Annotated in this window: 13 protein-coding genes; 11 read left to right on the top strand and 2 right to left on the bottom strand. The window is 38.2% G+C overall.

The features are described 5' to 3' along the window. The first annotated feature begins 3 nt into the window (after window positions 1-3). Window positions 4-132 carry a DUF4268 domain-containing protein gene (locus tag VLZ86_RS05830; RefSeq protein WP_325449684.1) on the top strand — a complete coding sequence of 43 codons (129 nt, stop codon included), beginning with the start codon at window positions 4-6 and terminating at the stop codon, window positions 130-132. Between the two features lie 106 nt (window positions 133-238). Next, window positions 239-1051, top strand: a complete 813-nt coding sequence (locus tag VLZ86_RS05825) for an amidohydrolase family protein (RefSeq protein WP_325449682.1) — start codon at window positions 239-241, stop codon at window positions 1049-1051. Window positions 1052-1475: 424 nt separating this feature from the next. Here VLZ86_RS05825 and trhA read toward each other — a convergent pair whose 3' ends face one another. Together trhA and VLZ86_RS05815 are read right to left on the bottom strand one after the other, a co-directional pair. Beyond that, window positions 1476-2102, bottom strand: a complete 627-nt coding sequence (gene trhA, locus VLZ86_RS05820) for a PAQR family membrane homeostasis protein TrhA (protein WP_325449680.1) — start codon at window positions 2100-2102, stop codon at window positions 1476-1478. Continuing rightward, on the bottom strand, window positions 2102-2779 hold the full coding sequence (locus VLZ86_RS05815) for a DUF4294 domain-containing protein (protein WP_325449678.1): 678 nt from the start codon (window positions 2777-2779) through the stop codon (window positions 2102-2104). The genes trhA and VLZ86_RS05815 overlap by 1 nt, the downstream gene beginning before the upstream one ends. A 100-nt stretch (window positions 2780-2879) precedes the next feature. Here VLZ86_RS05815 and VLZ86_RS05810 point away from each other — a divergent pair, with 100 nt between their 5' ends. The 9 genes from VLZ86_RS05810 to VLZ86_RS05770 form a co-directional block, all read left to right on the top strand. Continuing rightward, window positions 2880-3971: a M42 family metallopeptidase gene (locus VLZ86_RS05810; protein ID WP_325449676.1), complete on the top strand. Its 1092-nt coding sequence runs from the start codon at window positions 2880-2882 to the stop codon at window positions 3969-3971. Beyond that, complete coding sequence (locus VLZ86_RS05805; protein ID WP_325449674.1) at window positions 3971-5131, top strand: aminotransferase class V-fold PLP-dependent enzyme; 1161 nt, start codon at window positions 3971-3973, stop codon at window positions 5129-5131. The genes VLZ86_RS05810 and VLZ86_RS05805 overlap by 1 nt, the downstream gene beginning before the upstream one ends. Window position 5132: 1 nt before the next feature. Continuing rightward, window positions 5133-5690 carry an NUDIX hydrolase gene (locus VLZ86_RS05800; RefSeq protein ID WP_325449672.1) on the top strand — a complete coding sequence of 186 codons (558 nt, stop codon included), beginning with the start codon at window positions 5133-5135 and terminating at the stop codon, window positions 5688-5690. A gap of 9 nt (window positions 5691-5699) precedes the next feature. Further along, the gene (locus VLZ86_RS05795; RefSeq protein ID WP_325449670.1) at window positions 5700-6401 is read left to right on the top strand and encodes a PrsW family intramembrane metalloprotease; all 702 of its coding nucleotides are present in this window, start codon (window positions 5700-5702) and stop codon (window positions 6399-6401) included. Between the two features lie 38 nt (window positions 6402-6439). Beyond that, window positions 6440-8359: a DUF294 nucleotidyltransferase-like domain-containing protein gene (locus VLZ86_RS05790; RefSeq protein ID WP_325449668.1), complete on the top strand. Its 1920-nt coding sequence runs from the start codon at window positions 6440-6442 to the stop codon at window positions 8357-8359. Then, window positions 8359-9027, top strand: coding sequence for a 3'-5' exonuclease (locus VLZ86_RS05785; RefSeq protein ID WP_325449666.1), 669 nt, complete (start codon window positions 8359-8361; stop codon window positions 9025-9027). Before VLZ86_RS05790 ends, VLZ86_RS05785 begins: the two co-directional genes overlap by 1 nt. Window positions 9028-9103: 76 nt before the next feature. Next, on the top strand, window positions 9104-9589 hold the full coding sequence (locus VLZ86_RS05780; protein WP_325449664.1) for an acetyl-CoA carboxylase biotin carboxyl carrier protein subunit: 486 nt from the start codon (window positions 9104-9106) through the stop codon (window positions 9587-9589). Window positions 9590-9733: 144 nt separating this feature from the next. Then, window positions 9734-11179 carry an acetyl-CoA carboxylase biotin carboxylase subunit gene (gene accC, locus VLZ86_RS05775; protein WP_325449661.1) on the top strand — a complete coding sequence of 482 codons (1446 nt, stop codon included), beginning with the start codon at window positions 9734-9736 and terminating at the stop codon, window positions 11177-11179. A 204-nt stretch (window positions 11180-11383) separates the two neighbouring features. Then, window positions 11384-11976 (top strand): carboxyl transferase domain-containing protein (locus VLZ86_RS05770; protein ID WP_325449659.1); only part of this gene is annotated, 593 nt, incomplete at its 3' end.

Below are 11976 nucleotides of genomic sequence, written 5' to 3'. Positions count from 1 at the left end.
TACGTGAAATTGGATCAAAAGGTATCCATTCACAATAAAAACACTTGGCGGGATGTCATGGAGTTCTTTGTTGAAAAAATGACCTTATTTGAAACGTTTTTTGAAGATTATAAAGACTTTATAGATGCTTAGTCGGATGTTTCTACCACAAACCCAAGACTGCTCAATGGTTTCTAAACTTGCCCACCATTAATAATTTCTCGATATTGTAAAAAAACACCAAAAATCCAACATTAATATGATTATAGACGTCCATACCCACATTAACAACTATCACGAAGACCGAGTTGTTTCCTTAGAAAATTCACTTGATAAACTGACGGAAACAATGGAGCAAAACAAGGTGGATTATTCATTGGTATTGTCGTCCTATAAAGTAAATGAGCACAGGCCTAGTACAACAAAAGTAGTTGAAGCCATTAGCAATAGGAATAATCTGGGCGTTGTGGCCGGTGTAAGCTATCTGAATTACGACTATAAAGATTTACGCGAACTCAGCGAGTTTCTTGATGCTGGACTCATTAAAGGCCTTAAATTCTATCCAGGTTATGAACCGTTTTATCCTAATGACATCCGGTTTAAGGTCATGTATGATATGGCTATCGAGTTTGATGTCCCAGTAATGTTTCATTCCGGGGATACTTACGCGCCAAATGGAAAAATAAAATACTCCCATCCTATCCATATTGACGATTTAGCCGTCGATTATCCCGATTTGAAAATCGTTATATGTCATGTAGGAAGTCCTTGGATTAAGGATTGTATGGAGATCGTTTATAAAAATGAGAATGTCTATGCGGATATCTCAGGATTGACTTTAGGGGATTTCTCAGATAAATTTGAGCGCTATATGAAGAAGGAAATTGAAGAAATGATCATTTATGCCGGAGATCCGAAATATCTGTTGTATGGCACCGATTGGCCTATTAGCAATATGAAATCCTATCTCAGATTTATGGATCAATTAGAACTCGATGAGGACAAGAAAGAATTGATTATGTGGAAGAATGCCGCTGAATTGTTCAAGATTGATGTCAGTAAATTGAGATAATTCCAACAATCACTTTTAAGCTAATCCGAAGATGTAAGCTTTTCCGGTTAGAAACACGCTTCTTAATTTGGTTTGAAGATGCCCAATATTCTAATTTGAAGTCTTGGATGAATCCAATTTTCGAAGCAAAATACACTTTGACCTGAAGTTTTGGGTTTCATTAAAAATGAAATACCTTTAATTGAAATGTTGTTCAGCAGAATTGGCTGGTAAGTTTCAAAACAAATACCGCATTCCGTCCGCACGCTTGCAAACTTGGGATTATCGTTGGCACGACGCCTACTCAAATTGGATTTTGGATGGCAAACACGCTTCTGCGATCATATTATCCGCAACGAAAATGCAGTCTATACCATTTCAAACTATAATAAGAACAGTCCTATAAGGTGGGGAGAAGATAAATTTCACTCTTAAAAACACGGTCTTACAGAATATATAAGAAAATCATCAAATAATGGCAAATAGCACCACCTAGCACAAATAAATGCCAAATGACATGGTTATAAGGGATTTTATGAACAGCATAAAAAATGATTCCTATGGTATAAAAAGCGCCCCCGGCAATGAATAAAATTAATCCATTGGGGCCAATCAATTCCGAAAGATTACCAAAATCAAAAACAATCAACCACCCCATGACCAAATATAATAAGGTAGAAAAAACCTCAAACCTTCCCGTGTAAAACAACTTCAAAATCATTCCGAAGCCTGCAATGGCCCACACACTCCAAAACAATGGCCACCCCAGGCTGTCATTAAGCGCAATCAAGGTTACTGGTGTATAAGTTCCCGCAATTAGAAGATAGATACTGATATGATCAACGATCCTGAAATAGTGCTTTCGTTTTTCACTAGAAACTGAATGATAAATGGCAGAGGCAGAAAACAACACAATAATGGAAATCCCATAAATGATCACACTGATTAAGCTCCAATCCGTTTTATGCTCTTTGTAACTGATCAATAAGATTAAGCCAGCAATTCCTAAGAGCGCACCAAAACCGTGGGTCCAAGCATTAAGTTTTTCTTCAAAATCAGATTGAATGCGCATTAATTCTTTTCTGTTTTAGCAACCCACTTTGAAGTAAGCTCAAAATAATCAATGGGGAACGCAGATTTTTGACGCTCTAATTGGCCGTTCTGAAAAGCGCGCTCCAAGATATCTTCTATCAAATAATCTTCACTCACATCCAAAGGGTTGAATTCCTTTTTCAATGAAATGTCAAACACTTTCGCGGTATTATTAAACCAAAAGGCCCGCCATCCACTTCGCAATTCCTGGATCAACTGAAAAGTCGTTTTTCCTGTCTGACGATGTATCAATTTAACCAAAATCTGACCTTCACTTCGCGTAAGTTTTTTGAGTTCTGCAGAAAATTCCTCTTCAATATAATTTTGGATAATTTTGGCATATCTACGTTTTTCACTTTTACGTTCCAACGTTTCCAACCGTTTATTGAGTTCAACCAACCGCTCTGCAGCAAGTTTTGCATACGGATAAACTTTTAGGGTTCGTCGTTTTAAAATCAAATAGCGAATCCGATCTTCCTTATTATCAAATTTCAATTTACCCAAAACCAATACGGCATCTAAATCGATAATTGACACGGGAATCGAATCGCCATCAATATAATAATATTCTATCGCGGTAGAATCATTCTCGACAGGTTCGACTTGGGCAAACAACAAGAGAGGAAATAAAATAAAAATGTAGGTCATCAACTTCATTGGTGCAATAGCGCTAAAATCATTTCAAAATTAAGAATTTACATATGCATTAACCTTAAATTCTTATTAATATTATTAATTTTAGGCAAAATATTTACCAATGACAAAAAAGAACATTTTAGACAACAAATCATTAGAATTTTTAGAAAACTATTTAAATAATGCATCACCCACAGGTTATGAATGGACAGGACAGCAATTATGGATGGACTATCTCAAACCTTACGTAGATGATTTTATAACAGACACTTACGGAACTGCCGTTGGCGTCATCAATCCGAAAGCAAAATACAAAGTAGTCATTGAAGGTCACGCCGATGAGATTTCATGGTACGTCAATTATATCACCGATAATGGACTTATTTACGTCATCAGGAATGGGGGTAGCGACCATCAAATTGCTCCAAGTAAAATTGTTAACATCCACACTAAAAATGGCATCATCAAAGGTGTTTTTGGTTGGCCGGCCATTCATACACGCGATAAATCTAAAGAAGAAACCCCAAAAGTTGAAAATATTACTATTGACGTTGGTGCAAAGAACAAGGAAGAGGTTGAGAAAATGGGCGTTCACGTAGGCTGTGTCATTACCTATCCGGATACCTTCCATATTTTAAATAACGATAAATTTGTATGTCGTGCCATCGATAATCGTATTGGCGGCTTTATGATTGCCCAAGTTGCGCGTTTATTGCACGAGAATAAAAAGAAATTGCCATTTGGATTATACATAACCAATTCCGTTCAGGAAGAAATTGGATTGCGCGGTGCAGAAATGATTGCTGAGCGCATCAAACCTAACGTTGCTATTGTTACTGACGTGACACATGATACGACAACACCAATGATTGACAAGAAAAAAGAAGGCCATTTGGAATTAGGTTTAGGTCCAGTTGTGGCCTATGCTCCTGCCGTTCAACAAAAATTAAGAGATTTAATTACAGATACTGCAGAATCTAAAAAAATTCCTTTTCAACGTTCAGCTTGTTCAAGAGCTACAGGAACGGACACAGACGCGTTTGCTTACAGTGGCATGGGTGTGGCGAGTGCCTTGATCTCGCTCCCACTCCGCTATATGCATACCACAGTTGAGATGGTTCATAGAGATGACGTGGAGAATGTCATCAAATTAATATACGAAACACTACTCAATATCAAAGAAAACGACACGTTTAGTTATTTTGATAAGTAATGGATATTTCGCAACATAAAGATCTGTTTGACATTCCTGAAGAGATTTGCTATTTAAACACGGCGAGTTTATCGCCGTCGTTTAAAGCAGTCGAAAAAGCTGGGATTGATGCGGTATTGCAAAAAAGCAGACCTTATTTAATTCCATCATCTGATTTTTTCGACCCAGTCATTGAGTTAAAGAAAAGGTTTGCTCAGCTCATAGAATTAAATGACTATGAGCGAGTTGCCACTATCTCATCAGTTTCTTACGGCATTGCAACGGTTGCAAAAAACATCAAACTAAACCCAGGAGATACCGTGGTGCTGATGCAGGAGCAATTCCCAAGTAATTATTATTCTTGGAAGAAATTAACTGAGAAATATCAAGCCCAGCTAAAAATTGTAGAAGCTCCAAAATCAAAAACCAATCGTGGGAAATTATGGAATGAAGCCATTTTAGAAGCTATTGATAATTCCACAGCGGTTGTTGCCATGGGACATATCCATTGGTCAACCGGCACTTTATTTAATTTAAAGGCAATTAGGGAAAAAACGCAACAACACGATGCTTTGATGATTATTGACGGCAGTCAATCTGTTGGCGCATTGCCATTTTCGGTCAAGGAATTGCAGCCTGATGCTTTGATTTGCGCAGGTTACAAATGGCTTTTCGGACCTTATGGTTGTGGATATGCATATTACGGACCTTATTTCGACCATGGCCAACCTTTGGAAGAAAATTGGACCAACCGATTGGACAGTCATAAACTACCTGATTTAACCCAATACCAGTCCGAATATAAACCTCTTGCCAACAGATATGTGATGGGAGAAAGCGGCAGCTTTATCTATGTAAAAATGCAGTTGGAAGCTTTGAAACAAGTGATTTTATGGACTCCTAACGCAGTTCAAGCCCACTGCAAGCAAATTTCGTCGAAAGCTGTTAAAGATTTACGCGATTTGGGATGTGAAATTGAAGCTGATGATTATAGAAGCCATCATCTCTTCGGATTAAAATTACCCGAAACCGTTGATATCAAAATGTTAAAAAAAGCATTATCTGAAAAAAACATATTTGTTTCTTTTAGAGGTGCTTATGTGCGTTTATCCTGTCATTTTTTTAATACTGAAAAGGATTTTGACAAATTTGTAATGTGCTTGAAATCAGTGATGAAATAAGATGACTGCAGAAGAATATATCGATATTTTAAATGCCGATGGATCACCTACCGGGAAAAGTTGCCCAAAATCAGAAATCCACACTAAAGGATATTATCATAACACCGCCCATGTGTGGTTTTATAATGCCAATGGCGATATATTGTTAGCGCAACGTGCGGCTTCCAAAACCATTTGCCCCTTGCTATGGGATGTTTCTGTTGCCGGCCATGTGGATGCCGGTGAAACAATAACCCGCGCTGCCGTTAGGGAAACCCGGGAAGAAATTGGTATTGAGATCCCAGAAACCCTCTTAGAAAAAATAGGCGTTTATGAGTGTTTTCAAAACTACCCAAATGGCATCAAGGATAATGAATTCCATAATACCTTTATGGCTAAGATTGACTATACATTAAAAGAACTTACCTTAGATAGAAATGAAGTGGAACAAGTAAAATTTGTATCTATTCCCCAATTTCGTGACTTATTGGAGCATAGTGATGACAACGGTCATTTTATATCAAGCAACACACCTTATTATCTTGAGGTCATTGATGCCATTCAACAGAGATTACTGTAAATAAAACATATGATTTTATTAGCGCTAGCCATTGCTCCGATTTTTATTATCATATTTTATATTTTTATAAAGGATAAATATGAAAAAGAGCCCACAAGACTTTTAGTCTATAATTTCCTATTAGGCGCCATAGTCAGTATTATGATTACGACGCTACTTTATATCGTCATTGACATCCCACTCCCATTAAAAAATCACGATAGCATTTTTGAACAATTCATTAAAGCCTTTTTTGTTGTTGGCCTTTCGGAAGAATTCAGCAAGTATATCATCATCAGATATTATTCCCAACCCCATGAAGAATACAACGAACCTTTTGATGGCATCGTTTACGCGGTCATGGTTTCTATGGGATTTGCGGCCACGGAAAATGTAATGTACGTGCTTCAGGGCGGAATGGAAGTTGCCATTATCAGGGCCTTCACAGCGGTTCCCGCCCATGCAACCTTCGCCATTTTAATGGGCTATTTTATGGGGAAAGCAAAATTTTCCAAAAATCGATTCATTTTAAATCTCACCGGACTGTTTTTTGCAATTTTGTTTCATGGGGCTTATGATTTTTTCTTGTTTATTGATTTCATTCCGGGGATCTGGATGGGCGCGTTTATCTCCCTTTTTGTTGGGATTGTTTTTGCTCGTAAGGCTATCAGGAAACACCAATTCAATTCTCATTTCAATATTCAGGGAGCGCGGGGAAACAAGGAACTTTGAATATCGATTTAAATTTTTATTTGATTAATTTTATAGGAATGAAAAATACTATAGCAGAAAGAATTGCTGATTTTATCAAAAACTTTCCTCCTTTTGACCAATTTTCAAAAAAGGATTTGTACTCCATTGCAAAAGAAGTAACCATCACCTACCTCGAAAAAGACAAAATGGTTTATGCCGCTGGTGAATCTCTTCATGATAGGTTCTACATGATTCACAAAGGTGCCATTGCACTAAAAAAGGAAATTAACTCAAAACTGGAAACCGTCGATCGGTTTGACGAAGGCGATATCTTCGGACTCAGACCTCTTTTTGCCAAAGAGAATTACGCCACTGACGCAATCACTGAAGAAGAAAGTATCCTCTATGGCATTCCTTTAATTACTTTTAAGCCGTTGATCACCCAAAACAGGGATGTGGTTGATTTTCTTATAGAAAGCTTCGCTTCCAATACTGAAAATCCGTTTTCAAAAGAATTACACGGCTCCTTATATGACCATCGTTTGGATGTTGTGGAAAATGATAAAGAACTTTTCGAACTCCAGCCTGTTCGCTATACCAAAAAAGTGATTACTGCCACGGCGAAGACTAAAATTAAAGATATTGCAAAACTCATGAACCATCATCGCATTGGATCCGTGGTCATTGCAGATGATGATATTCCAATTGGTATTGTCACGGATGAAGACTTACGGAAAAAGGTCATCACGGGCATACAGAGCATTGAGGACAGTGTAAGTCTTATTATGAGCGCGCCCGTTCTGTGCTACCCTAAAGGCGTATCCATAAGCCAAGCACAACTTACCATGATGAAGCACAATGTCAGTCATTTATGTGTTACAGCAGATGGAACTCCAAATTCAAAAATTATCGGCATCATTTCACAAAACGACATTATTGTGATGCGAGGCAGTAATCCGACCGTATTGATGAAGGCCATCAAGCGCTCCAATTCGACCAAAGAACTGAAGCATATCCGCAAAAAAATAATGGTGCTTTTGGCGGGCTTTATGGAACAGGACATTCCATTGACCCAAACCAGTAAAATCATTTTTGAATTGAATGATGCTACCGTGAAGCACATCATTGAGCGCTGTATCCTTAAAATGGAGAAGCAACCCCCAGTAAATTTTGCCTGGATGTCCTTGGGCAGCCAAGGCCGTAAGGAGCAACTGTTACAAACTGATCAGGATAATGCTATCGTTTTCAAGAATGTTAAAGCAGATGATCTGGAAGATGTTAGGGAATATTTCCTCTTGCTCGCAAAGAAAGTCAATAAACGACTGAATGCAGTTGGTTTTGACTTTTGCCCAGCAGACATCATGGCAAAAAACCCAAAATGGTGTTTGAGTTTGGATGAATGGAAAGATCAATTTAATCAGTGGACCTCCAACACCGGAGGTGACGAAATTTTAATGTCCTCTATTTTTTTTGACTTTGACATCACGTTTGGCGATGCCAATCTCACCAACCAGCTCTCAGAACATATATTTGAAATCACAAAAAACAACCACCTGTTTCTCTCTAAACTCGGAGCCAGTGCGTTAAGAAGCGCTTCCCCACTTGGTTTTTTTAGACAGTTTTTGGTAGAACAGGATGGGGAATACAAAGATTTTTTCGACATTAAAAAGCGTGCAATTATGCCCATAGTGGACGCCGGTCGTCTCTTTGCCCTTTCCAATCAAATTAAAAACATTAATAACACGGCTGAAAGATTTGAAAAAATGGCCGAGCTGTTCCCTGAAAATGAAGAATTCTATTTATCCTGCTCCTACACGTCAAAAGCATTGCTTAAATTCCGTACCAAACATGGTTTGCTCCATAACGACGACGGTCGGTTTATCGAATTATCTGCGTTGACCAAAGAAGAAAAAATGAAATTAAAACGCTGTTTCAAAACCATAGCAAGGGTACAGGAATCGATTAAATTGAAGTTTAACATAAATAATTATATGTGATGTTTTGGAACTTCAAAAAGAAAGTATATCCGGAGTATTGGAAAAGCTATCTTCAGCACTTTGAAAAAAAGGAAAAAATATCTTTGGATGCTTCACGATTTGTAGCTCTGGACACCGAAACCACTGGCTTCGATTTTGATGTTGACAGAATCTTGTCTATCGGTGCGGTTTCTATCGTAAGAAATGAGATTGCAGTGGCAGATTCTTTTGAAATCTATCTAGAACAATCACATTTCGATCCAAAAAGCGTTCATATCCACGGAATAATTCAACATAGCAAAAGAAAGAAATTTGCTGAGGAAGATGCCATAAAGAAATTTTTGATCTATATAGAAGATTCAGTATTGATTGCCCACCATGCCGTCTTTGACATTAAAATGATCAACCGATCCTTGAACCGAATGGGCTTGCCCAATTTAAAAAATAAGGTCGTTGATACCATGGATCTCTATTCAAGTACACGAATCAAATCAAATTTCATTGATAAACGCGCACACTATTCTCTTGATGACATTGCAGAAGCCTATGCCATTAATTTAACGGACAGGCATACCGCACCAGGTGATGCACTGATAGCTGCGCTCATATTTCTAAAAACAACCACAATTCTTAAAAGAAAGAAATCGTTCAAATTGGAGCGCTATTTTATTAGATCAAACAGACTTTAATTAAAATGTGTTTAATGGAAATCTATTTGATTTACTTCATTTAATTCGTAACTTTTCAACCAATTTGACACCCCATATGAATAAGCTATATCAAGTAAAGATTAATGGAGCACTGGAACAATCCGTGTCCGATGAAGAAATTAATGCTTTAGACATCATCAAAACATCCGATTTAAAATACCATATACTTCAAGATGGCAAATCCTACAGCGCTGAAATAACCGACAGCACCTTCCATGAAAAAGCATACAAAGTAAAGATCAACAACACTACATATAACATCAATATTAACAACGACTTAGATCAATTAATAATAGATTTAGGCTTTGAGATTGGCAACTTCAAAATGGTCGATAAAATCACAGCGCCCATGCCAGGTTTAATCCTTGAAATCAATGTTAAAATTGGTGATGAAGTCAAAGAAAACGATGCGCTTTTAATCCTTGAAGCCATGAAAATGGAAAATGTGATCAGTTCACCGAGAGACGGAATCATAAAATCGATATCGGCAAAAAAAGGAGATGCTGTTGACAAAAATCAGTTGTTGATTGAGTTTGAATGATTTAATAGCAGTATTTTTTTAAAGAACATTGGATTAAAAAAGAACTCATAGAAAATAATTCGTGGCTAACAAAAATTAGAGATACCTGCGAAAGCAGGTATAAGTAATATTCCTGCCTCCTCGGAAATGAAAATTAAATTATAAATGAAAAAAATACTAATTGCCAATCGAGGTGAAATCGCCATTCGCGTCATGAAAACTGCAAAGAAAATGGGCATCAAAACGGTTGCCATCTATTCCACTGCAGACAGAAAATCACCTCACGTAAGATATGCTGACGAAGCGGTGCTTATTGGAGAAGGTCCCTCCAACCAATCCTATCTTTTAGGTGATAAAATTATACAAGTTGCCAAGAAGTTAAATGTTGATGCTATTCATCCAGGCTACGGTTTTTTAAGTGAAAATGCCGATTTTGCAGAATCTTGCGAGGCCAACGACATTATTTTTATCGGTCCAAAATCTAAGGCCATAAAAATAATGGGCAGTAAGTTGGCTGCTAAGGAAGCCGTTAAACATTATGACATTCCAATGGTTCCCGGAATGGATGAAGCCATTACTGACGTCGTTAAAGCGCATGCAATTGCCAAAGAAATTGGATTTCCCATTTTGATCAAAGCCTCTGCAGGGGGCGGCGGAAAAGGGATGCGCGTGGTTGAAAAACAATCGGAATTGGAATCGCAAATGAAACGCGCCATTAGTGAAGCCACATCAGCGTTTGGCGACGGTTCTGTGTTTATTGAGAAATATATCAATTCGCCGCGACACATTGAAATCCAGGTCATGGCGGACACTCATGGGAACATCATTCATCTTTTTGAACGTGAGTGCAGCATTCAACGCCGTCATCAAAAGGTAGTTGAAGAAGCGCCTTCTTCTATATTAACTCCAGAATTAAGGGAGAAAATGGGAGAAGCTGCAGTTAAAGTAGCCAAAGCATGCGACTATGTTAATGCTGGAACTGTAGAGTTTCTTTTGGACGAACACCTGAATTTCTATTTCTTGGAAATGAACACCCGCTTACAAGTTGAACATCCTGTAACGGAACTCATTACCAATACCGATTTGGTGGAATTGCAAATACGAGTCGCCCGCGGCGAGGAACTATCCATAAAACAAGAGGATCTGAAAATTAAAGGGCATGCATTTGAGTTGCGAGTTTATGCAGAAGATCCATTAAACAACTTCCTACCAAGTGTTGGACATTTGGATGTCTATCAGCTGCCTAATGGTAAAAACATTCGTGTGGACAATGGTTTTGAACAAGAGATGGACATTCCTATTTATTATGATCCGATGCTTGCCAAATTGATCACCTACGGAGAAACTAGAGGAGAAGCTATTGAAGAGATGTTGAATGCCATCAGCAATTATCACATCAAAGGTATTGAAACGACCCTTCCTTTTGGAACTTTTGTTTTTGAGCATGAAGCGTTTAGATCAGGGGATTTCGACACCCACTTTGTTAGAAAGTACTATTCAGTCGAAAAATTAGAAGAACAAAACAAAGAAGAAGCACATTTAGCAGCTTTGATTGCCGTACGTCAATATTTGGAGGATCAAAAAACATTGAGAGTTCCAGAGAGAAGTTAAAATTGAAGTTAACCCTGCCCGCTCCTAGTAAAGCGAAGACGGCTGGCATTTGCGAAGGTAGGAACTTGAGTCCTATCATAAAGAGCAATAGTTAATTACCGGAATTAGTAAAAGAATGCTCAAGCGGTTTAAGAAAAGAATCGCAAAAGGTATAAAATAAAATTAAGCATTGCGCCCTTGCGACTTTGCGAGAAAAAACAGGATATGAAATCTAAAATAAAAGACCTTAACGCCAAACTTGCCCTAGCCTATCTTGGTGGTGGACAAGACCGTATTGATAAACAGCACGAAAAAAAGAAACTGACCGCAAGAGAACGTGTCCTTTATTTGCTTGACGAAGGATCTTTTGAAGAAATTGGTGCCTTGGTAACCCATCGTACCAAAGATTTTGGTATGGAAAAGCAACAGTTTTATGGCGACGGTGTGGTAACTGGCTATGGAACCGTACATGGAAAACTTGTATATGTTTTTGCCCAGGACTTTACGGTTTTTGGAGGATCGTTATCAGAAACCCACGCTGAAAAGATATGCAAAGTTATGGATTTAGCGTTAAAAGTTGGTGCGCCAATTATCGGACTGAACGATTCGGGCGGTGCCCGAATTCAAGAAGGTGTGCGTAGCTTAGGAGGATATGCAGATATCTTTTATCGGAATGTACAAGCTTCTAGAGTGATTCAGCAAATCTCTGCCATTATGGGACCTTGCGCTGGTGGTGCCGTTTACAGTCCGGCAATGACCGATTTTACAATTATGGTCCAGGATACCAGTTATATGTTTGTTACCGGGCCAAATGTGGT

The sequence above is a fragment of the Gelidibacter sp. genome (assembly GCF_035515035.1).
In the GTDB taxonomy this organism is placed as follows: Bacteria; Bacteroidota; Bacteroidia; order Flavobacteriales; family Flavobacteriaceae; genus Gelidibacter.
Note: the sequence above shows the minus strand (reverse complement) of the source record. Positions and strands in the feature narration are given on the sequence as shown.